Annotated in this window: 21 protein-coding genes; 8 read left to right on the top strand and 13 right to left on the bottom strand. The window is 66.5% G+C overall.

Annotated elements, in window-relative coordinates; translation table 11 throughout:
* The 4 genes from MU553_RS10660 to purS all read right to left on the bottom strand — a co-directional run bounded on the left by MU553_RS10660 (position 1) and on the right by purS (position 2,115).
* Positions 1 to 642, bottom strand: a complete 642-nt coding sequence (locus tag MU553_RS10660; protein WP_247377028.1) for a hypothetical protein — start codon at positions 640 to 642, stop codon at positions 1 to 3.
* A gap of 71 nt (positions 643 to 713) precedes the next feature.
* Positions 714 to 1,016 carry a DUF7967 family protein gene (locus tag MU553_RS10655; protein ID WP_247377030.1) on the bottom strand — a complete coding sequence of 101 codons (303 nt, stop codon included), beginning with the start codon at positions 1,014 to 1,016 and terminating at the stop codon, positions 714 to 716.
* Between the two features lie 90 nt (positions 1,017 to 1,106).
* A complete protein-coding gene (gene purQ, locus MU553_RS10650) occupies positions 1,107 to 1,784 on the bottom strand; it encodes a phosphoribosylformylglycinamidine synthase I (RefSeq protein WP_247377032.1) in 678 nt (225 codons plus the stop codon).
* A 79-nt stretch (positions 1,785 to 1,863) separates the two neighbouring features.
* Complete coding sequence (gene purS / locus MU553_RS10645) at positions 1,864 to 2,115, bottom strand: phosphoribosylformylglycinamidine synthase subunit PurS (RefSeq protein ID WP_247377034.1); 252 nt, start codon at positions 2,113 to 2,115, stop codon at positions 1,864 to 1,866.
* A gap of 129 nt (positions 2,116 to 2,244) precedes the next feature.
* Between purS and MU553_RS10640 the strand changes: the two genes are divergently transcribed.
* The gene (locus MU553_RS10640) at positions 2,245 to 3,201 is read left to right on the top strand and encodes a ferritin family protein (RefSeq protein WP_247377037.1); all 957 of its coding nucleotides are present in this window, start codon (positions 2,245 to 2,247) and stop codon (positions 3,199 to 3,201) included.
* A 9-nt stretch (positions 3,202 to 3,210) separates the two neighbouring features.
* Here MU553_RS10640 and MU553_RS10635 read toward each other — a convergent pair whose 3' ends face one another.
* Positions 3,211 to 3,870 carry a helix-turn-helix domain-containing protein gene (locus MU553_RS10635; RefSeq protein WP_247377040.1) on the bottom strand — a complete coding sequence of 220 codons (660 nt, stop codon included), beginning with the start codon at positions 3,868 to 3,870 and terminating at the stop codon, positions 3,211 to 3,213.
* Positions 3,871 to 4,049: 179 nt separating this feature from the next.
* On the opposite strand from MU553_RS10635, the gene MU553_RS10630 reads away from it, so the two are divergent.
* Together MU553_RS10630 and MU553_RS10625 are read left to right on the top strand one after the other, a co-directional pair.
* Positions 4,050 to 5,045: a formyltetrahydrofolate deformylase gene (locus tag MU553_RS10630; RefSeq protein WP_247377563.1), complete on the top strand. Its 996-nt coding sequence runs from the start codon at positions 4,050 to 4,052 to the stop codon at positions 5,043 to 5,045.
* A 357-nt stretch (positions 5,046 to 5,402) separates the two neighbouring features.
* A complete protein-coding gene (locus MU553_RS10625) occupies positions 5,403 to 5,744 on the top strand; it encodes a hypothetical protein (RefSeq protein WP_247377043.1) in 342 nt (113 codons plus the stop codon).
* Between the two features lie 43 nt (positions 5,745 to 5,787).
* On the opposite strand, the gene MU553_RS10620 is transcribed toward MU553_RS10625, so the two are convergent.
* Together MU553_RS10620 and MU553_RS10615 are read right to left on the bottom strand one after the other, a co-directional pair.
* The gene (locus tag MU553_RS10620; protein ID WP_247377045.1) at positions 5,788 to 6,810 is read right to left on the bottom strand and encodes a phosphoribosylaminoimidazolesuccinocarboxamide synthase; all 1,023 of its coding nucleotides are present in this window, start codon (positions 6,808 to 6,810) and stop codon (positions 5,788 to 5,790) included.
* A 79-nt stretch (positions 6,811 to 6,889) separates the two neighbouring features.
* A complete protein-coding gene (locus MU553_RS10615; protein ID WP_247377047.1) occupies positions 6,890 to 7,681 on the bottom strand; it encodes a helix-turn-helix transcriptional regulator in 792 nt (263 codons plus the stop codon).
* Between the two features lie 225 nt (positions 7,682 to 7,906).
* Here MU553_RS10615 and MU553_RS10610 point away from each other — a divergent pair, with 225 nt between their 5' ends.
* From MU553_RS10610 to MU553_RS10595, 4 genes are all read left to right on the top strand, one after another.
* Positions 7,907 to 8,860 carry an AEC family transporter gene (locus tag MU553_RS10610; protein WP_247377049.1) on the top strand — a complete coding sequence of 318 codons (954 nt, stop codon included), beginning with the start codon at positions 7,907 to 7,909 and terminating at the stop codon, positions 8,858 to 8,860.
* A gap of 116 nt (positions 8,861 to 8,976) precedes the next feature.
* On the top strand, positions 8,977 to 10,797 hold the full coding sequence (locus MU553_RS10605) for a histidine kinase N-terminal 7TM domain-containing protein (RefSeq protein ID WP_247377051.1): 1,821 nt from the start codon (positions 8,977 to 8,979) through the stop codon (positions 10,795 to 10,797).
* A gap of 47 nt (positions 10,798 to 10,844) precedes the next feature.
* The gene (gene cofH, locus MU553_RS10600) at positions 10,845 to 12,194 is read left to right on the top strand and encodes a 7,8-didemethyl-8-hydroxy-5-deazariboflavin synthase subunit CofH (protein ID WP_247377053.1); all 1,350 of its coding nucleotides are present in this window, start codon (positions 10,845 to 10,847) and stop codon (positions 12,192 to 12,194) included.
* Between the two features lie 122 nt (positions 12,195 to 12,316).
* Positions 12,317 to 14,485 carry a glucosidase family protein gene (locus MU553_RS10595; protein ID WP_247377055.1) on the top strand — a complete coding sequence of 723 codons (2,169 nt, stop codon included), beginning with the start codon at positions 12,317 to 12,319 and terminating at the stop codon, positions 14,483 to 14,485.
* 63 nt (positions 14,486 to 14,548) lie between these two features.
* On the opposite strand, the gene cofG is transcribed toward MU553_RS10595, so the two are convergent.
* The 6 genes from cofG to MU553_RS10565 form a co-directional block, all read right to left on the bottom strand.
* Positions 14,549 to 15,652 carry a 7,8-didemethyl-8-hydroxy-5-deazariboflavin synthase subunit CofG gene (cofG, locus tag MU553_RS10590; RefSeq protein WP_247377056.1) on the bottom strand — a complete coding sequence of 368 codons (1,104 nt, stop codon included), beginning with the start codon at positions 15,650 to 15,652 and terminating at the stop codon, positions 14,549 to 14,551.
* A 52-nt stretch (positions 15,653 to 15,704) separates the two neighbouring features.
* Positions 15,705 to 16,001 carry a DUF7577 domain-containing protein gene (locus tag MU553_RS10585; protein WP_247377058.1) on the bottom strand — a complete coding sequence of 99 codons (297 nt, stop codon included), beginning with the start codon at positions 15,999 to 16,001 and terminating at the stop codon, positions 15,705 to 15,707.
* Positions 16,002 to 16,053: 52 nt separating this feature from the next.
* A complete protein-coding gene (gene cofC, locus MU553_RS10580) occupies positions 16,054 to 16,701 on the bottom strand; it encodes a 2-phospho-L-lactate guanylyltransferase (protein WP_247377566.1) in 648 nt (215 codons plus the stop codon).
* A gap of 120 nt (positions 16,702 to 16,821) precedes the next feature.
* Positions 16,822 to 17,592, bottom strand: a complete 771-nt coding sequence (locus tag MU553_RS10575) for a hypothetical protein (protein WP_247377061.1) — start codon at positions 17,590 to 17,592, stop codon at positions 16,822 to 16,824.
* Complete coding sequence (locus MU553_RS10570) at positions 17,570 to 18,748, bottom strand: tubulin/FtsZ family protein (RefSeq protein WP_247377063.1); 1,179 nt, start codon at positions 18,746 to 18,748, stop codon at positions 17,570 to 17,572. The genes MU553_RS10575 and MU553_RS10570 overlap by 23 nt, the downstream gene beginning before the upstream one ends.
* 146 nt (positions 18,749 to 18,894) lie before the next feature.
* A complete protein-coding gene (locus MU553_RS10565; protein WP_247377065.1) occupies positions 18,895 to 19,800 on the bottom strand; it encodes a complex I NDUFA9 subunit family protein in 906 nt (301 codons plus the stop codon).
* Between the two features lie 122 nt (positions 19,801 to 19,922).
* Here MU553_RS10565 and tmk point away from each other — a divergent pair, with 122 nt between their 5' ends.
* Entirely contained in the window at positions 19,923 to 20,501 is a 579-nt protein-coding gene (gene tmk, locus MU553_RS10560) for a dTMP kinase (protein ID WP_247377066.1), read from the top strand.
* The last annotated feature ends 6 nt before the right edge of the window (positions 20,502 to 20,507 follow it).

Below are 20,507 nucleotides of genomic sequence, written 5' to 3'. Positions count from 1 at the left end.
TCACACGCCGCGCTCGGGACGTGACCCGCCGCCCGAGATGCGACCGAACAGGCCCTTCACTTTCGCTTTCAGTTCCCCGTCGTCGTAGCGGCGCGTGACGGCCCAGGTGAGAATCTGGACGACGACGCCGACGCCGAACAGGGCGTTCGCCCACGTCGGCGGCGTCGGGACCGAGAGGCTGGTCAGCGACGCGACGATGGCATCGGTCGCCAGTGCGGCCCACGTCAGGTACGCGCCCCAGGCGGCGCTGACGAACACCACGACGACTTTCTGGAGGAGCACCGCTACGACGGCCCCGATGACTGGCCCAGCCAGGATCACCGGATCGGCGAGGTTCGTGACGGGGGACATCGACGTGCCCGTCAGCGTCAGCGCAGCGCCGAGCCCGGTCGCCGCACCGGGGACGAGGAGCATGAGCACGTAGATCTTCTGTGCGATCACGAGCCCGACGAATCCCAGCAGGAGGATGCCGGCGACGGTCGGGATCGGCCCGACGCTCGCGGCGCTGGCCGCGAAGAAGCCGGCGCCGCCGCCAAGCAGGAATCCGAACAGTTTCAGTCCGGTTCGGTAGATGAACACGCCGCCGACGGTGAGCGCGAGTCCGACGAGCAACAGGACGGCAGTGAGTACGATGTTCGACACCAGTTGGTCACCACGTCAGATGTCGAACAGCCGATGGATAAGTGTGCTGGCAGCACGTGGCGCGGGCGGGTTCAGAGCGTCGCGTCGGGGTCGTGTTTCTCGGCCATCCGTTCGACCTCGTTCGCGTACCGCTCTCGCGTTTCCTCGTCGTCGACGGTGCCGAGGTTCGAATCCTCGACCGTTATCGAGACCGGCGTCGCCCGGTCGGGGCCGGTGAAACTCGGCAGCGCGCGCTCCTTCCGGAAGTCGCGCCGGCCGTCCGGCGTCGCGTACGTGAGAATGATCATGTTCTGCTCGTCGTCCCCGTAGGTGCGTTCGACCAGCCAGACCCGCTCGGTCTCACCCGTGTCGTCTGCGTCGTCGGTCGTCGCCATGCTAACAGTTAGGTGCTCAGGAGATTTCAGTCCTGGGTCGGTTCTCACACGACGAGACCGAACGAACGTATTTTGCCCCGTCTGAGGGTCTTACTCCGCGAAACCAGTCAGCACGCCCTGCCCGTCGGTCGGACCGATGTCCGGGAGCGCTGCACGCTCGGGGTGGGGCATCAGCACGGCCACGGAGTCGTGCTCACCGAGCACGCCCGCGACGTTGTGTTTCGAGCCGTTGGGATTGGCGTCGTCGTCGACGTTCCCCTCGGCGTCGCAGTACCGGAAGAGCACGCGGTCTTCGGCCTCCAGCTCGTCCAGCTTGTCGTCGCTGATCTCGAAGCGGCCCTCGCCGTGGGCGATGGGCAACTGGATGACTTCGCCTTCCTCGTAGGCGTCGGTCCAGGGCGTGTCCGCGTTCTCGACGCGGAGGTAGACGTGTTCACACTGGAAGCGCGCGCTCTCGTTGGTGGTGAACGCGCCGGGCGTGAGGTCCGACTCGGAGCCGATCTGGGCGCCGTTGCAGACGCCGAGGACGGGAACGCCCTCGTCGGCGGCCTCGCGCACCTCGTTCATGATCGGCGAGCGGGCGGCCATCGCGCCGGCCCGGAGGTAGTCCCCGTAGGAGAAGCCCCCGGGGAGCATGATGCCCGTGGTGTCCTCGGGCAGGCCGTCCTCGTGCCAGACGAGTTCCGCGTCGACGTCGAGTTCGGCGAGCGCGGCGACGGCGTCGCGGTCACAGTTCGACCCGCCGAAGCGGATGACGGCGACTGTCACGCGAGCCACCTCCTGGTGGCGAGGGTGACCAGGGAACGGGAGGTGAGCGTCCGTCGGACGCGAGCGGGAGCGAGTGAGGTCATCGTTCCTGAACTTCGACCTCGTAGTCGTGGATGGTCGGGTTCGCGAGCAGGCGTTCGGCCATCTCGTCGGCGCGCTCGGCGGCCGCGTCGGCGTCGGCGGCGTCCAGGTCGACCTCGAACTGGTCGGCAGAGCGCAGGTCCTCCAACTCGAAGCCCAGTCGTTCGAGGGCGCGCTGGGTCGTCTCGGCCTCGGGGTCGAGCACCCCGTGTTTCAGCCGAACCGTCACGGTCGCGGTATAGGCGGTCATTACCCGGAGTGCGGTCGCCCCGGACGAAAACGCTTGTGACTTGGGTGTGTCGGCCACCGCGACTGATACAAAAATCCACCTAGCAAGCTAGGCAGCAGTCGTATGCACATCCCTGTGGCACGTGGTAGTATGACACAGGTCGAGGACACGAGTCGCGACATGCGACTCGACCCGGACTCGTTCGCACAGGGCTACTTCGAGAACGCCGTCTACCGCCACTGGGACCCCTACGAGGACGTGTCCGAGGACCTGCTCGAACAGGACCGCGAGAACATGCTCGCGCAGGAGGACCAGGGTCAGGAGCACTTCGACGCCCTCCGCGGGACCATCGCGCTGTTCGGGGCCGGCGAAGAGGCCGTCACGGAGGACCTGATGCCGCTCGCGCTCGTGCTCGAGGACATCGACGACCAGATGTTCGTCTCCAGTCAGATCTACGAGGAGGCCAAACACACCCAGTTTTTCGACCGGTACTGGCGAAACGTCATCAACCCCGTTGCGGAGGAGCGCGGCTACGAGGTGGTCAACCCCACCGACCAGCGGTGGTTCCCCGAAGGGTACGTCGAACTGTTCGACCGGACCGAAGCCGCCATGGAGCGCCTGCTGACCGAGGACACGCCCGAGAACCGGGCGAAGGCGTACTGTCACTACCACCTCGTCGTCGAGAGCGTGCTGGCCCAGACCGGCTACTACGGGCTCACCTCCCGGTTCAAAGAGGAGAAGTCCGACATCTACGCCGACGACATCGAGACGGCGCATCTGCCGGGGCTGGTCAAGGGCGTCAACTTCGTCCGCTCCGACGAGGGCCGCCACGTCGGCTTCGGGATGCACAAAGTCCGCCACCTCATCCACGAGGAGGGCGTCGACGAGGCCGTCGTCCAGGACACGTTGCAGTCGTTGCTCCCGCTGATCTCCGAGACGGTGCAGGCCAATCAGGTCGAGGAGGCCGATCCCGTCCCGCTGGTCGAGTACGCCAGCGACAAACTCACGCGGCGCATCGACATCCTGACCGACGCGACGGCCGAAATCCCGGGCGTCGACGAACTGGTGAAACTCGAGAACGTCGACGACCCAGCGGCGAGCGACTGATCGCACCGCTCACCGGACCAGCGGCGTGAGGACTTTCGACTCGATCTTCTGGAGGTGTTCGGTGACCGTCCCCGGCGCGACGTCGAGCGCGTCCGCGATCTTCCGCTGGGTCGTTTCCCGCGGCACCTCGTAGTATCCCATCTCGACCGCCGTCGCGAGGATCTCTCGCTGGCGGTCGGTGAGCAGCGCCGCGACCTCGTCGAGGTTCGGCTGGTACTCGCCGGTCTCTTCGAGGCGCACGTCCACGGCGTCGGGCGCGTTCGAGACGACGCGCTGGAGCGTGCGGTCCTCGCCCAGCAGCGTCACGCGCAACTCTTCTCCCTTACCATGCTCAGCCTCGCCGAACTCGATCGGCGTGGAGATGAGCACTTCGTGCTCGCGCTCGACGGTGAGCAACTGCTGGACGACCTCCGTCGCCTCGGCGTGGATGTAGGCGTACCCCTCCTCGCGCCCGAACACCTCGCACTGGCGGATGTCGTCGCGCTCCTCCAGAATGGTCCGGGCGAGTTCGAGGTCGCCTCGCAACTGCGTGAGCATCAGGACGGTGCCGTCGCCCAGCAGCGTGATGTTCTGGATGCCTTCGTGGGTAATCGCCGGGTGGCTCGAGATCGTCCGTCCGACGCCGGTAAAGCCCGACTCGGCGACGACGGTGAACGTGGCGTAGCGCATCCTGCGTTCGTCGTCGCCTTCGCTGCTCTCACACAAAGGTCTACGGCGTGAGCGCTGCGGGTTCGATGCGGCGGGGTGTATTCGGTGGCAATGCGCGTGCTGGCGACAAAAAACAACTTTTTTCGCCGGCCCATGCTGAGTCGGTGACCAATGAGTACCCTCGCACGCGGGTGCCGGTGGTGGTCGCCGTGACGCGCAAGCACAAACTGACCGAAATCACCGTCGTCGGCGAGGACGACACCGGACTGATCGCGAACGTCACCAGCCTGCTGTTCGAGCGGGGCATCAACATCGAGGATCTGGATCAGGCCGTCCGGGAGGGCGTCTTCCGGATGACGATGCACGTCGACACCACGGAGATGGTCTGCACAGAGGAGAAACTCCGCGAGGACCTGACCGACCTCGGCGACGATCTGGGCGTCGACATTCAGGTCCGCTTCCCGGCCGACCGGGAGACACAGTCCATCGCCGTCCTCGTCACCAAGGAGTCCCACTGTCTCGAAGCGCTGTTCGAGGCCTGGGCCAACGGCGACCTGGGCGCGGACATCGGCGTCGTCATCGGCAACCACGACGACCTCCAGCCGCTGGCCGAGAAGTACGACGTCCCCTTCCACGACATCGGCGACGAGAAAGGGACGCCCGACGAGGACCACCTCCTCGAACTCCTCTCGGAGTACGAGGCAGACCTCGTCGTCCTCGCGCGCTACATGCGCATTCTCAGTCCCGACGTGGTCTTCCGCTACGAGAGCCGCATCATCAACGTCCATCCCTCCCTGCTGCCGGCGTTCCCCGGTGCCGAAGCGTACATGCAGGCCATCGAGGAGGGCGTCCGCATCGCCGGCGTGACCGCCCACTACGTCACGACCGACCTCGATCAGGGCCCCATCATCACCCAGCGGGCGTTCAACGTCCCGGACGACGCCACCGAGGAGGAACTCCAGCAGATGGGCCAGCCGCTGGAGGCCGAGGCCCTCATCGAAGCTATCGGACTCCACCTCGACGACGAGGTGTCCGTCCACCGCGGGCGCACGCGACTCCGCGACGACGTCAGCGAGGAGTCCGTCCAGCTCGGTGCGCCGGACGATCTCGACAGGGCCAATCCCGATCGGCCGATCGACGGGCTCGGCGAGGTCGTGGCGAATCAGGAGCCGGAAGAGACCGAAGCCGATGATTGACCGGCGAGGACGTCGGTCCGAGCCGCGATATCGGCTTCGTTGAAGCCGACGATTGACGCGAGGCCGACCGGATGGGAGGCCTCGGACTGTGCGAGCGGTGAGTGGAGCGAGCCGCGAGCAGGAGGACGCCGGTCCGAGCCGCGATGTCGGGTTCGCTGAAGCCGGCGGCTGAACCGGTGCTGTTCAGGGCGGCCGCTTCTCGACGGCCCGTCTCCCGTCGGTCACGTTCTCTACGTGTCCTCTGACGTTTCGACGCCAGTCACGGCCGTGGCTGGCACGGTTCTCCCGAGGTACTCAAGGACCTGCTACTGGTGGCTCATTAAGTTTATTACGGCCAGTACAGAAGTAAAATACAACATGCAAACGCGGAGCATAACTGAGGCGGGCGGTATCGTCCTCGTGGTCGCCGGGTTCGTCACGGCCGCGTACCTGACGCAGGACGTGACGTTCGGCTTCATCCTCCCGATCATACACGTGATGAACATCGCCGTGGGTATCACCGGGATGGGGCTGCTGGCGCTCATGAAGCCGCGGCTGGCACCCGTCGCCGGCGCCGTCGGCATCGGACTGGCCATCGACACCTTCGTGTTCATGTATCACGATCCGCTGTGGGCGCTGCCGGCCCTCGCCGGTGGCACCCTCTGCGTGGGCAGTCTCGTCTCCGGACGGGTGTCGGTCCCACAGCCCCAACAGCAGTAACACGAACGCCGCTCCGCGCTCGCAAAAATCGACTGCGCTCTTCCTACTTCAGTTCTCGGACGCTCTCGACGGCCTCGGACAGCGTCGGTGCCTCGAACAGGTCGCGGCCGATGTAGGCGTTGGTTCCCGCGGTGTAGAGGTCGCGAGCGGCGTCGACGACGTGGTCCGGGAGCGGTTCCGGATCCTGCTCACAGAGGGACTTCCAGTCGGCGAGGTCTTCGGCTTTGGCCTCCGATTTGGCCTCGCTGACGGCCTCGACCCACTCGGGTTGGGTCCGCTTGTGGTACTGGCGGATGACCTCCTTCGAGACCTCCTGGCCGTCGAACGAGAAGCGGTTCTCGTCGAACGTCCCGACGACGTCGGCGACGTACACCTGTCCGTCGTGATAGAAGCACTCGATCTTGCCGTCCTCGTGGACCAGGCCGCACTCTCGGGCACGTTCGGTGACGAGTTCGTTGACGGCCAGCGCCGTCTCTTCCAGGTCGTCGATGGCGACGGGACCTGCGATCTCGTCTGCTTCCGCTCGACTGAGGTAGCGGTCGGACTCTTCCAGTTTCGTCGAGAACTCGACGACCGGCTCCGGGAGGTCGACGACCTCTTCGGGCCACTCGTCGTAGTCGAGGTCGAACTCCGCGGGGTCGGCGCGGGAGCGGAGACTCGATCCGACGGGCACGGTGTTGCGGAAGACGATCTCCAGGGGGATCAGGTGGTTGTCGCCGGCGTCGGCGTAGTAACTCTCGTAGTCGTAGTCGCGGCCGTCGTGGGGTAGGTCGGGGACCTGGGTCAGCTGGATGGCCATCTCGCGGGGCGGATCGAGCACTTCCTCGAGGGGGACGATCTCGCCGTTGGAGACGACGCCCTCGTAGTGGGTCGGGACGCCGGCGGCTTCGAGCAACTCGAAGTTGAACGCGCCCATCGTACAGAGGCTCGCGCCCTTGTTCGGGATGGCGTCGGGCATCTTCCCCCAGTCGAACACGGAGTAGTCGTCCGTGAACACGAACGCACCGCGACCCAACTCGGTGGCGGTCGCGTCCTCCTCGATCCGGAACTCCTTGACGCTCGTCATCTCGTCTCCCCCGGCTGTCCGCCGAGACGCTGACTGCTGGTCATTGTCTCGTGGTTCGCCCCTCACCACTAAGACGTTTTCATCCGATTTCGGCGCTGTCGATCGGTGTCGCTCGCTCCCAGTAGCGCTCGTGGACGTCCGCTGCCCAGGCCCTGACGCGCTCGTCGTCGGTGTCGATCGAGGCGCGGACGAGGCCCTCCTCGTCACGCAACAGCAGGTGCGTCCGGTCGTCGGTGACCTCCATCGCTAACGGGACCTCCTCGCTGGCCACCCGGATCGACGCTCCCGCCGCGTCGTTGATCTCGCGGAGTCGCTGGCTCAGCTCTGGCGTCTCCACGATCGCGTCGATCGCGTCGGCGCTGAACACGCCCTTCGCGGTGAGCGTCCCGTCGGTGACCCGCTCGCTCAGCAGGTCGAGCTTGTGCCTGTTGAACGAGTGTGAGAGGAGCAGCGCGGTGTCGGCCTCTTCCAGCAGTTCGACCATTCGCTGGATCGGGGCGTTCGGTCGCGTCCCGCTCGGGGTGGTGATCGTCGCGTCGCTGAACGCCTGGAGGCTCACGTCCATCGCCTCGGTCGGGAGCCAGGGGATCACGTCGCGGAGCCGCGTCTCCGTCTCGAGGCGGTCCTGGAGGTCGGTGATGCCGGCTTCGACGAGTTCGCCGGTCGCGGTCGCGCGGTAGCGCTCCCCGTCGTAGGCGATCCAGTGTCGCTCGGCGAGATCTCTGAGGACGCGCCCGATCGTCGGCTGTGACGCGTCGACGGCGTCGCCGAGTTCCCGGCGCGTGTACGCGTCGTCGGTCAGCGCCTGTAACACCTCGATCCGATAGGGCGACCCGGCGAGAAACTCGATCTCCGCGAGCGAATCGCTCATAGGGTCGGGTACTCGGTCACCGACATAGAGGGCTTCGAACCGCGAAACGGTTTCAGGCGCTGAAAGTCCACGCGCCGCTGACGACGTTTCCGCGACTGAATGGGTTTCTGAAATGATACTCGTGGGTCGAGCGCCGAGGAGGCGTATGCACCTCGCAGTGACACGCACGATCGACGCCAGACTTCGACAGCGACCAGTGCGACCCTCGTGCGGGGGTGAGTCACCGTGTCGTTGACGGCCGCGTTCACCAACGCCGTGTTGCCGATCCTCGCCGTCGCCGTGGTGGGCTATCTGCTGGCGCTGACCACCGACGTCGAGGTCGGACCGCTGAACACGGCCGGGCTGTACGTGCTCGTGCCGGCGCTGGCCTTCCACAGCATCGTGACGACCGACCTCGGTGGCGGCGCGGTGGTCAAGCTGAGCGTCGGCGTGGTCGGCTACGCCGTGCTCATGATCGCCATCGCCTGGGCAGTCGGCCGACTCACCGGCGAGTCCGGGCCGCTCCTGGGCGCACTCATGCTCGCCGCGGCGTTCCCGAACTCGGGGTTCGTCGGTATCCCCCTCTCCGAGTTCGCGTTCGGGGACACCGGCCGCACGACCGCCGTCCTCTATCTCACCGTCCAGAACCTCGTGGTCTACACGCTGGGCGTCTACATCGCCTCTCGGGGAACCAGTCGCAGCGCGGTCGGGGCGGTGACGGAGATCTTCCGACTCCCGCTGCTGTACGCGGTGGTCGCCGGCGTCGTGGTGCGTGCACTCGGCGTCGCGCCGGCCCCCGAGACCGCCGTCATGGAGACGATCGGCCTGGTCGGCGACGCGTCGATCCCCGTGATGTTGCTCATCCTCGGCATTCAACTGGCCGAGACGGACGTGACGGCGGTCTCCCGCTCGGTCACACCATCGGTGCTGAAGCTCGTCGTCGCCCCGTTCGTCGGGATCGGACTCGCACTCGCGCTTGGGTTTGCCGATCCGACGGTCGCGAAGGTGTTCGTCCTCGAGTCCGCGACCCCGGCAGCCGTGATCCCGCTGGCCCTGACCATCGAGTACGCCGACACCGTCACCCACGACGGCATCTCCGCGCCTGAGTACCTGAGCACCGCGATCTTCACGACCACGGTCGCCAGCGTCGGCGTCCTCACGGTGCTCGTGGCCGCGCTCCAGGCGGGCGTCCTCTTCTGACTGCCGGAGCGTTAGACCTGCCGCCGCGAGACTCGTACGCTGCAGTCGACCGGACTCAAAACTGAGAACGCGGGCCAAACCTACAAGGCGGTTTACCCGTCACCTATCCGTATCCGATGGTGACGAGTGCACTGCTTCTCGGGGGGTATCTGCTCAGCGCCGTAGCGATGGCCGCGTTCGGGTATCTCTACTGGACCAACCGGAACGTCACGGGGATGCAGTTCCTGCTCGTCGCAGCGCTCGTCGGCACCGTCCAGTCGATGCTGTACCTGCTGTTGCTGATCGCGCCGTCGCTGCCCACGAAGGTACTGCTCTGGCAGCTGTGCAGCGTTCTCGGCGCGGGCGTCGTGTTCCTCTGGTACGTCTTCACGCTGGTCTGGACGGACCGTCGCCGGCTGGCGACCCGGCGGGCGCTCGCGCTCGTCGCCCTCCCCCTGGGACTCGGGAGTTTCGTGATCGTCACCAACGCGTCCCCGGCGTTCGCCGGCGGACACTCGCTGTTCTGGTCGTCGGTCGCCGTGGCCGATCCGTCGGGCCTGGCCTCGCCGCTGACGTTCTCCTTCGGGCCGGCGATGCTTGTGTACTATGGGTACGTGACGCTGCTGGTCGCGGGGAGCGTCGCCTCGCTCGCGGCGTACACGCTGGGAGCCGACCAGCAACTGTACCGCTGGCGGAACACCATGCTGGTGCTGGCCGGCGCGACGGCCGTGCTCTTCGGCGTCGGCTTTGCCTTCTTTCCGGCCGCGTTCGAGCCCCAGCCGCTCGCGTACGTCGTCGCGGGCAGCTTCGTCGCGGTCGGGATCGCTCGCTCGGGCACCTACGACGTCGTGTCGCTGCCGGAGAACGCTCTCATCGAGGCCATCGACGGGGGCGTCCTCGTCTACGATGCCGACGGGGTGGTCATCGAACTGAACCAGGCGGCCGAGCACCTGCTCGGGTTCGACGACGACGTCGTCGGCAAGGGCGTCGTCGCGATGGTCGAACTGGCGGAGACGTTGCCGAGCGTCCGCTCGACCGACGAGTCGACCGACGGAACTGCGTCCGACCCCGCCGCCGTCGCGGACTTGCTCGACGGGCACGAGTTCACGACGACTATCCACGGCACCACGCGAACCTTCCTGGTTCGCGTCTCCGCGCTGACCGACCGGAACGACCGACGACTGGGCTGGACGGTACTCTTCTACGACGTGACGGACCTGCGGCAGAAACAGCACGAACTCGACCTGCTGAAGCAGGTGCTCAGCCGCGTGCTCCGGCACAACGTCCGTAACGACCTCTCGGTGGTCAAGACGAACGCCGAACTGCTCGAAGAAGAGGCGACGGGACTGAGCGCCGAACGGCTCCAGACCATCCAGGAGAAAAGCGACAACCTCCTCGACGCGAGCGAGAAGGCCCGAACCGTCGAACGGCTGCTCGAAGGCGACCGCACCCGGAACGAACTCGACGTGGTGGACATCGTCGAGGACGCCGTCGAGACGGTCGCGACCGATTTCCCCGCGGTCGACTTCGAGACGTCGCTGCCCGATCGCTGTTCGGTGCGCGCACACTGGGCGCTCTCCCAGGCCGTCGAGAACGTCGTCGAGAACGCGGCGATGCACAACGACGAGACCGACCCGCAGGTGGTCGTGGCCGTCGAAAGGGTCGACGAACAGGTCGTGGTGAAGGTCGCGGACAACGGGCCCGGGATTCCCTACACGGAACTCGACGTGCTGGAACGGAAGGCCGAGACGGCGCTGGAACACGGCTCCAGCGTGGGGCTGTGGCTCGTCGACTGGGTCGTCGACCTCTCGCGCGGCGAGATCGAGTTCGAGAACACGGAGCGCGGGTGTACGGTCACGATCTCGCTGGAGCGCGCCACGTCCGACGCCGACCGAGCGGAGTCCGACCTGCTCGACCTCGGTCTCGGCGGGTCGGCCGAAACGGCCGGCGACGACTGAACGCAGACCCGCCACGTTTTTGCGCGTTCCTCGCGTTCGACCGAGCAATGTCGGACGCGTTCGAACCGTCGGTCACCCCATCCGACGAGTTCGACTTCGATCACAGACCTGAGACGGACCAGTCGTTCGAGAACGCCCTGGCGAAGGCCCGCGACGGCGACCGGCTAACGGTCGCCGACGCGATCGAACTGTTCACGACCGGGACCGATCGCGAGGGGATCGACCGCCAGCGCAAAGAGCGCGTCCTCGAAGCCGCCGACCGCCGCCGGGCCGACGTCGTCGGCGAGCAGGTCACCTTCGTCGCCAACGTAAACAACAACGTCACGACCGCCTGCAACACTGGCTGTCTGTTCTGCAACTTCAAGGACCGCTCCGAACAGTTCCGGACGAGTGCCGACGTCGACCACGACGGGTTCACCAAGACGCCCGCCGAATCCCGGCGGATCGTCGAAGACGCCGTCGAGATGGGCATCTACGAGGTGACGTCGGTTTCGGGGCTCCATCCGGCGCTCGCGCTGGACGACGAACACCTGGAGATCCTGCAGGCGAGCGACCGCGGCGACCTGAACTACCGGCCGGCCGCCGAGTACGACACCGATCCCGGCACCTACTGCGAGCAGATCGAGGCGATGAGCGTCGACGGCGTCCACGTCCACTCGATGACGCCCGAAGAGGCCTATCACGCCCGACGCGGGACCGACTGGTCCTACGAGGAGGTGTTCTCCCGACTCGAGGACGCCGGGCTGGACTCGGTGCCGGGGACCGCCGCCGAGATCCTCGTCGACGAGGTGCGGGACGTGATCTGCCCCGGCAAGATCGACACGGGCGAGTGGCTGACGGCGATGGAGGCCGCCGCGTCGGTCGGCCTCGACACGACGGCGACGATCATGTACGGCCACGTCGAGAACGAGGCCCACCGGGCGCTCCACCTGGAGCGCGTCCGCGAGTTGCAGGACCGCACCGGCGCGATCACGGAGTTCGTCCCGCTCTCGTTCGTCCATCACGACACGCCGCTGTTCGAGCGCGGGATGGTCGACGGTGGCGCGAGCACCGACGAGGACGAGTTGATGATCGCCGTGTCGCGGCTCTTCCTCGACAACGTCGACCACGTCCAGTCCTCGTGGGTGAAGTACGGCGACGCCCAGGGCCTGAAGATGCTCAACTGCGGGGCCGACGACTTCATGGGCACCATCCTCTCCGAGGAGATCACCAAGCGCGCCGGCGGCGAGTTCGGCGAGTACCGCTCGGTCCAGGAGTACGTGGACATGATCGCGGCCATCGGCCGCGTCCCGGCCGAGCGCTCGACCGACTACGAGCAGGTCCGCCGCCTCGACCCCGACGAGTCGCCCCATGGCCCGCGTCTCGGGCCGAAGGCCGACGGCACGCCGTTGCTGTGACGCTGGCACCCCGGTCTTTCTCGCCGTACATCTCGGCAGAACCGTGACGAGCGACTGACGAGAACCGCGCGACGGCGGCAGTGTTTTTCCGTCTCCACGCCGTAGGTACTCCCTCGCAAATCATGGTAGACGGTCCCACGCGCCGTGATTTTCTCTCCACGCTGACCAAAGTCGGGGTCGTTACCGGGACGACGGGGGCTGCGACGGCGGGCTACCGGCTCTCGACGTTGCCCATGGATCTTCGGAACCTCGATCTCCCACCGGCGGCGATCGCACGGCTCGCGCGCTCGTCCCCGGTCGATTGGCAGTACTGCTGGGACGCCGCCATCTCGACCGTTCCACAGCTCACCATGCTGTTCGGGAACAAGCTCGGCGGGATGCAGGAGCTCTCCGCGGAGGCCGGGTTCGTCTCGACGCCGGACGACGGCATCGCGGCCGGCGTCACCGAAACCGGCCGCATGAGCACGCTCCTCTTTCCCGCGACCGGCTTCACCCACCACCTCCCCTACTACTCTCACGACGCCGCTGCGCCGCACCTGGGAGCGAAACCACACGCGGGCGGGTTCGGTGGCCTCCGCCTCGACGGGACGACGACCTGGCTGTGGGACGACGCCGCCGATCACGGGATCGACTACGAGCCCGACACTGGGCTCCTCGAACTGCAGTACGACTTCCCGCGCGCCGCACTCACCGGGGCAGCAGACGACGCCACGGTTCGCTCGCGGGACGACGCTGCCGGTCGCGTCCTCGTCGACGAGACGTTCGGCGTCGTTCCCGGGACCGAAACCATCGCTCGCGAGTTCCGGGTCCACAACGAGTCCAGTGCGCGCCTCGACGGCGAGTTCTACTATCACACCCAGGCGAACGTCACGGCCAACCAGCAGAACTTCGTCGTCTGGCAGTCCGACGAGAACCGCCTCGTCGCCGACGACGGGCTGCGCTGGACCGACCTCGACGGTCCCTACGAGCTGTCGATCTACGGCGACTCGCCGGTCACACATAGCAGCGTTGCCCGGACCGGTCCCGGCGACTCCGACGAGGCGACCGCCAACGCTCCCGCTGGCCTCCTCCCGTCCGTCGTCGAGAGCGACCGCGCCAGCGTCGAGGGGCGTTACCTCTCGGGCGTCCTCGGGTTCGACCTTTCGGTGCCGCCCGGCGAGTACCAGGACCTGACGATCTTCGTCACCGGCGGCCCCGACGTCGCGCGACTGCCCGAACAACTGGCCGCGAGCCGCGACCGGCGATTGGCTCGCGCTCGTCGATACTGGGCGGATCGGGTCGGGAATCTCCAGGTCGACGCGCTCCCGGCCAGGTACCGCGAGGCGGCCGTCCGCGCGGCGATCACGGTCTCCAAGCTGGCGGACCCGTCCTCTGGAAGCATCTCGGCGTCGGGCAACCTCCAGCCCTCGTACTACCCGACCTGGCCGCGTGACGGATCGTTCGCCGCCGTCGCGCTCGCCCGCGCCGGTCTGCCGGAGCCGGGGAAGCGATACCTCGCCCGGTACCTCCCGCACGTCCAGGAGGACGACGGCTCGTTCCGGCAGTGCTACGACAGTCGCGGCGTCGACGCGGGCGTCCTCACCGTCGAGAACGACCAGCAACCGATCTACGCGTGGGCGGTTCGGGAGCTGTACGACGAGACCGGTGACGAGTCGTTCCGCCGGGCCGCCTGGCCCGCCGTCAGAGACGCGCTCGACTACACCGTCGACGCCGTCGCGAGCAACGGCCTGCTGGTCGCGACGCCCGACATCCAGGAGGGTCCGACGTCCTCGCACCAGTCCCTCTGGACGAACGCGATGGCCTACGAGGGGTTGCTGTCCGGCGCGACGCTCGCACGGGTCGCGGACGAGGACCCGGCGCCGTACAGCGAGGCCGCCGAGACGATCGGCCAGTCTCTGCGTGACCGGTTTTTCGACCGAGACCAGTTCGTCACAGACGTCGGGTTCTGGGGAACTCAGCGCGACCTCAAGGGGTTCAACGGCGCGGCTGTCTGGCCGTCCCGCTGGGCCGCCGCGTTCGGTGAAGTCGGAACCATCACGAGCGCGCTGCGAGAGAACTACAAGGAGCAGGGCATCGCCTGGATTCCCGGGGAGCTGCTGGCTGCCGGCGCGCTCGCGCGGGCGGGCGATACCCACACTGCCGACGCGATCCTCGACGACGTGCTCGCACAGACGGCCCCGAGCGGCTACCTTGCCGAGGAGACGACCGACAGCGGCGAGCACATTCTGGGCTCACCGCTCGGCTGGTCGTCCTCGATGCTGCTGCTGGTGCTCGCCGAACGATTCCAGTAAATCGGTGCCGTGGACTCCGCGGTGCGTTCTGCACCCGTGGCTGCGTCTCCCGCGAGTCGACGCTCAGGGCTGCTGTTCGGGCGGGTCGGACAGACACGCTCGGAACCGTTCGCCGGCGTCGTCGTCGGCCCGGAGCGCGTCGCGGATCGTCGGCGAGAGCCACTCCTCGTCGACGTACCGCTCGTAGACGGGCAAGCGCTCGGTGAGCGGCACGCCCGCGTGGTCGGCGACGGCTTCCAGTTCGCGCAGGCCCGGCCACTCGTACTCGGGATTGATGTGGTCGACCGTCACCGGCGAGACGCCGCCGAGGTCGTCGATGCCGCAGTCGACGAGATCTCTTGCCGGCGCGAGGTTCGGCGGCACCTGCACGCTCACGTCGTCGGGCAGGCCGGCGCGGGCCATCGCGACGACGCGGCGCAGCGTCTCGACGCTGGGCGTTCCGTCCTGCCAGCGCTCGTTCTCGACGACCGGCTGGACGATGACCTCCTGGACGTGGCCGTAGCGCTCGTGTAACTCCCGGATGGCGAGCAGACTCTCGGCGCGGTCGGTCCAGTCCTCGCCGATGCCGACCAGAATCCCGGTCGTGAAGGGGACGCCCAGTTCGCCGGCGGTCCGGATCGTGTCGAGTCGCTGGCCCGGACTCTTCGCCCGCGGGCCCCCGTGGGCCTGCACCTCGGCGGTGGTTTCGAGCATCACTCCCATCGAGGCGTTCACGTCGGCGACGAGTGCCAGCTGCTCGCGCGTCTGGTCGCCCGGGTTCGCGTGCGGAAGCAGTCCCTCCTCGAGCGCGATCTCGCAGGCCTCCCGGAGGTACGCGTGGATCGAGTCGTGACCCCACTCGGCGAGCTGGTCGTGGACGGCGGCGTAGCGGTCGTCGGGGTCGTCGCCGAACGTGAACAGCGCCTCCGTGCAGCCGGCGTCCGCGCCGCGACGGACCGTCTCGCGAATTTCGTCGGGGGACATGAGATCGGCCTGGCCCGGCGGATCGTAGTACGTGCAGTACGTACAGGTGTAGCGGCAGGCGGTCGTCAGCGGAACGAACACGTTTCGGCAGTAGGAGAGTTCGGCTGCCGGCTCGACGTCCGCCGGCTCGACGTCGAGCAATCGCTCGATCGCTGCCTGGGCTGGCGCGACGTCGATCCCGTACTCGGTGGCCCCCGGAATCACATCGATTGCTCCGTACTCGACTCGGAAAAAGGGTCCAGTTCCGGCGAGCCCGTCAGATCGGGCTCACGCAGCGGCCACAGTACGCGAACCCGGACTCGTTCGTCGCCCCGCAGTACGGACAGGCGACCATCCCGGGTGGCAGGTCGGGAGTCTCCTCGTCGAGCACTGCTGGCGGTCCGGCCTCGAACTCCGGGTCCGGACTGTACATCTCCATCTCGTCGGCTCGCCACTGCTCACGACGGTCGAGCCCCTCGCGGACGATGTTGACGATGACGGGGATACAGATCATGAGCGCCGCTAACAACAGCACCGTGATGACGAGCAGGTACAGCCGGGCGGGCAGGGACACGGTACCGACGCTACGGGCTCGACGGTCTTAGAAGCTTGTTAACATGTGGCGGTCAGTTGGTTTCCACTGGTGTACCGTCGCGCGCGAGGCCGACTCTGCCGTCGGTCACGTCGAGATCGAACCCCGCTTCGCGGAGCCACTCGCGTGACTGGCCCGACCCGTGGAGGAGCACCTCGACGAGATCTGCCGGTTCGTCCACGTCGGTGGCCAGTCGCATCGAATCGACCTCCCTCACCGTGGCCCCGACCTGCTCGGCCGCGCGACGGTGGTCGCGGATCGAGGCGCCGTGATAGTCGACGCGGAACGCGGGGTGTCGCACGAGGAGCGCGTTCGTCCCGCCGCCCCGTCCGGGTGCCAGGACCACGTCGCCGTCGGCTGCGAACAGGTTCTGGAGCGCCCGTGGCGTCGCCAACGCGAGGTCGGCCATGACGACGGCGACCGCCTCGTGCGCTCCCGTCTCGAAGGACGACGCGAGTACCGCGTTGACTGCCTCGGTGAGTGGTCGGTCGTCGACGGTGACCGGGACGTCGCTCTCCACGGGATCAGTGGCGAGCAGTTCCGGGTCGTGATCGGTCGCGTCGAGCGCCGAGAGCACGTCACTGAGCATCGCGCGAGCGAAGGCCTCGCGTTCGGCGTCGGTGAGTACGCCGCCGAGTCGCGTCTTGGGCATCTCGGTCGCGAACGGGACGACGACGCGCATGGTCGCGTCTTTCCGCGGGACCACTAAATCACCCCGGTCTCTTCGATCGACGGATAGCCGCGCGCGGCGGGTTGCCGGTGAAGACCGGGGCAGAAAAACGAGCCGCAGTCGGAGACGAACTTACCGCAGTTTGTCGTAGTCGTCCTGCTGGTTGCGCCAGTACCAGACGCCGCCGACCACGACGAACAGGACCACAGCACCGATGCCACCGAACAGCAGCATCTGGTTGGTCTGCTTGGACTGCTTTTTCTGCTGTGCCTGGTTCTCGGCGTCGTTGGCGTTGGAGATGGCGTTCTCGTAGTTGCCGCTGTTGTACGAGGAGATCGCCTGATCGAGGTCACTCTGCGCTTCCGAGTCACCGCCGGCCTGCTCGATGGTGGCCTGTGCGGAGTCGATCGCCTCGCGAGCCGTCTTGCTCTCGTTCGTGTAGTGGTGGACGCTGTACGTCTTCAGCGTCTCGGTGTTGCTACCCGTCGTGCGCTTGACTGCGACGAGCGTGACGTTCTCGCGGGGCTCGTAGTTCGGATCTTCGAGGGCTGGGACGTCCCCGCGGATCGTGATGCGAACCTCGTCGCCCTTGGGGTCGCTGGCGAGCGCCTGCTCGAAGGTTTTCTCGCCGCCGGACCACTGGTTGATGCGGCTGCCCTGGTCGTACTCCTCGACCGTCCAGCTCACGTTGTTCAGTTCCGTCTCGGTGCGGAGGGTCCACTCGGCGTTTTCGGTGTACGCGTCGTCGATGACGACCGTCGTGTTCACTTCCGAGCCGACTTCGGCTTCCTCCGGAACGTTCGATGCACTCAGCTCTAGCGCCGCCGCCGTCCCGGTAGCCCCCAGCAGGACTACCAGCAGCGCCGCTACCACCGCTGTCTTAGAAGAGCGGATCCAACTCATCATCTTCGTCCTCGACTAACTCCTCTAAATTCGCTTTGCTTTCGTCACGGATCTCGTCGATGTTGTCCTGTGCCTCGATGGCCACCTGCTGGAGCTCCTTGATGCGCGGAACGTTGTGGACGCCCGACAGGAGGATGACGCTCGCGACGTAGCCCGAGTCCGGCACCGGGTAGTCGCCACCGCGGACCTCCATGCTCCCGGTCTGCTCTTCGAGCCACTTCCGGCCGCGCTCGATGCCTTTCCGGTTCAAGTGCTGTGGCGGACCGCTCATGACGAGCAGCGCGCGCTCGGAGCCCTCGATCTCACAGGGCAGCGTCAGCCGACCGAGCGCTGCCTTGCGGACGAGGCTGGTGATCCGGTTGGTGGTGTTGGCCGAATCCATGCCGTCGTCGTCGTCACCGCCCTTGAACCGCGAGAGGAGGCCGCCGTCGTTCTCCTGCTCGACCTCTTCTGCGGCGTAGCCGACGGTGGATACGCCGCCGCCGGCGAGCGTGTTGATGATCTCCGAGGAGTCGACGACGCTCTCTGCGACGGTGCCGCCCTGGTTGACCTCACCGGCACCGAACAGGATGCCGAACCGCTTGACGATCTCGTCGTTGATGGCGTCGTAGCCACCTTCGACGGACTCGCCGGATTTGCGCCAGGCGTCGTTGTCGAACACGAGCAGGTTGTCCACCTCGCGCACGAACGTCTGGAACGAACGGGCGGCGTTCAGCGTGTAGATGCCCCCTTCGTCGCCGCCGGGCAGGATACCAAGCCCGTAGACGGGTTCGGTGTAAATTCGTTTCAGGTGTTTCGCCAGCACCGGGGAACCCCCGGAACCGGTCCCACCGCCGAGCCCGGCGATGATGAGGAAGGCATCGACTTCGTGGACAGGGATGTTGTCGATGGCTCCCTGCACCTCGTCGATGTCTTCTTCGGCGATCTCGGCACCTAACTCGTTGTCGGCGCCGACACCGTGTCCTTTCACTCGGGCCTGTCCGATCAGGACCCGGTTGTCTTCCGGTACGTTTTCGAGACCCAGTAGGTCGGCTTTAGCGGTGTTGACGGCAACGGCGGAGCGGACGATCCCGCTTCCCGTCCGTTCGTCGTACTCGAGGAACTTGTCGACGATTTTCCCGCCCGCCTGGCCGAACCCGATCATCGCGAGTTTCATATCTTCGTCTCCGTATGAAAAGAAACAGTCCCATAATGTGTATAAGTTTTATGCCCGCTTATCAACAATTAGAACGACTCATTAAACGACAAATCGCCTGAAAGCATCCAGTTTAATGACCTCTTACTCGCCCCTAAAATGGGTCCTTATCCCGCCGCCGTCAGGTATTCTTGCAGCGTCCGCATGTCGGGGGAGTCTCCGTCGAAAGCAGCGACGTCGTTGTCTGCTGTCGTGTTGTCGAACTTGAGTGATCGGTACTGATCTGCGCCCATCGGGAACCCAGGAACCGCGCCCCCGAGTTTCAGGCCGATGCCGGCCAGTCCCATCGGAATCGGAACGATCGAGACGGACTTCCCCTCGGCGTCGTACACCATGTTCGTGATCTCCCGCAGCGTGAGCACTTCCGGGCCACCGATCTCGTAGGTCCCGCCGACGTGTTCGTCTTCCTCTAGCGCGTCAGCCAGCATCGGGACGAGGTCGCCCACCCAGATCGGCTGGAACCGCGTCTCGCCGCCGCCCGGTAGCGGGTAGATCGGGAGTCCGGGTGCGAACATCCCCTTTAGCTTCTTCGTGAAGGAGACGAACTCGCCGCCCTCGCCGAACACCACGGACGGGCGGAAGACGACCCAGTCGAGCGCGGAATCGCGGACGATCTCCTCTGCCTCTCCCTTCGAGCGGATGTATGCCGTCGACCCGTTCGAGTCGGCGCCCAGCGCGCTCATCTGGAGCAGCCGGTCGACGCCGTGTTCCTCGGCGGCAGCGACGACGTTCCGCGTCCCCTCAGTGTGTACTGCGAAGTGCTGGTCGTCGCCCCCTTTCGGCTTGAACAGCGGCGAGAGGGCGACCAGGAACACGACGGCGTCTTTTCCTTCGAAGGCGCCTTCGATCGAGTCGTAGGCGGTCACGTCACCCCGCACGGTCGAGACGCCTTCCGGGAGGTCCTCGTCCTCGGGCGTGCGCGACACGACGGTCACGTCGTGGCCGCGTTCCGTGAGTTCCTCACTCAAGTGGGTGCCGATGAAACCGCTGCCGCCGACAACGAGTACGTTCATACGACCTACTGTTCGTTTTATAACTCTTTAAGGATGGTGCGCAACTGGTTGGGTACGTCGATAGGTAGCACGACTGCTCGGTCGAGCGCAATCGTTTACAGGCCGTCCCTCGCAGTGACGGTATGCTCATCACGCTGGAGGGGATCGACGGCAGCGGGAAGACCACCGTCTGGGAGGGGCTCCACGACGAGTTCGACGCCACCTTCACCCGTGAGCCGACCGACTCCTGGTACGGCGACGCCGTCTACCGCTCGATCACCGACGACGACGCCGATTCCCTGGCCGAACTGTTCCTCTACACCGCCGACCACGCCGACCATCTCTCGCGGGTGATCCGTCCCGCGCTCGCCGACGGTGACCTCGTCGTCTCAGACCGCTACTCCGACTCGCGGTACGCCTACCAGGGTGCGAGTCTCGAGGGACGAATCGACGAGCCGATGGCGTACGTCCAGGAGATTCACGAGCCCTTTACGCGGGTCCCGGACTGCACGCTGTACTTCGACGTGCCACCGGAACTTGGCGCGGAACGCAGCGGTGCGACGAACAAGTTCGAACAGACGGACTATCTCGAACGGGTTCGCGACAACTACGAGGCCCTCGTCGCGGCCGATCCGGACCGCTTCGTCCGCATCGACGCGACCCAGTCTCCCGAGGCCGTGCTGGACGAAGCCGCGACGGCGATCGCTGCCCGTCGCGACTGAGCGACC

It is taken from the genome of Halorientalis brevis, assembly GCF_023077655.1.
The sequence above is the reverse complement of the archived record's forward strand: the minus strand, read 5'-3'. Positions and strand labels throughout refer to the sequence as shown.

Coding starts and splice junctions, on each gene's coding strand:
- MU553_RS10655 (WP_247377030.1), bottom strand. CDS start 1,016: ATGGCGACGACCGACGACGCAGACGACACGGGTGAGACCGAGCGGGTC.
- purS (WP_247377034.1), bottom strand. CDS start 2,115: ATGACCGCCTATACCGCGACCGTGACGGTTCGGCTGAAACACGGGGTG.
- MU553_RS10640 (WP_247377037.1), top strand. CDS start 2,245: ATGACACAGGTCGAGGACACGAGTCGCGACATGCGACTCGACCCGGAC.
- MU553_RS10635 (WP_247377040.1), bottom strand. CDS start 3,870: ATGCGCTACGCCACGTTCACCGTCGTCGCCGAGTCGGGCTTTACCGGC.
- MU553_RS10625 (WP_247377043.1), top strand. CDS start 5,403: ATGCAAACGCGGAGCATAACTGAGGCGGGCGGTATCGTCCTCGTGGTC.
- MU553_RS10620 (WP_247377045.1), bottom strand. CDS start 6,810: ATGACGAGCGTCAAGGAGTTCCGGATCGAGGAGGACGCGACCGCCACC.
- MU553_RS10615 (WP_247377047.1), bottom strand. CDS start 7,681: ATGAGCGATTCGCTCGCGGAGATCGAGTTTCTCGCCGGGTCGCCCTAT.
- MU553_RS10605 (WP_247377051.1), top strand. CDS start 8,977: ATGGTGACGAGTGCACTGCTTCTCGGGGGGTATCTGCTCAGCGCCGTA.
- cofH (WP_247377053.1), top strand. CDS start 10,845: ATGTCGGACGCGTTCGAACCGTCGGTCACCCCATCCGACGAGTTCGAC.
- MU553_RS10595 (WP_247377055.1), top strand. CDS start 12,317: ATGGTAGACGGTCCCACGCGCCGTGATTTTCTCTCCACGCTGACCAAA.
- cofC (WP_247377566.1), bottom strand. CDS start 16,701: ATGCGCGTCGTCGTCCCGTTCGCGACCGAGATGCCCAAGACGCGACTC.
- MU553_RS10575 (WP_247377061.1), bottom strand. CDS start 17,592: ATGAGTTGGATCCGCTCTTCTAAGACAGCGGTGGTAGCGGCGCTGCTG.
- MU553_RS10570 (WP_247377063.1), bottom strand. CDS start 18,748: ATGAAACTCGCGATGATCGGGTTCGGCCAGGCGGGCGGGAAAATCGTC.
- MU553_RS10565 (WP_247377065.1), bottom strand. CDS start 19,800: ATGAACGTACTCGTTGTCGGCGGCAGCGGTTTCATCGGCACCCACTTG.
- tmk (WP_247377066.1), top strand. CDS start 19,923: ATGCTCATCACGCTGGAGGGGATCGACGGCAGCGGGAAGACCACCGTC.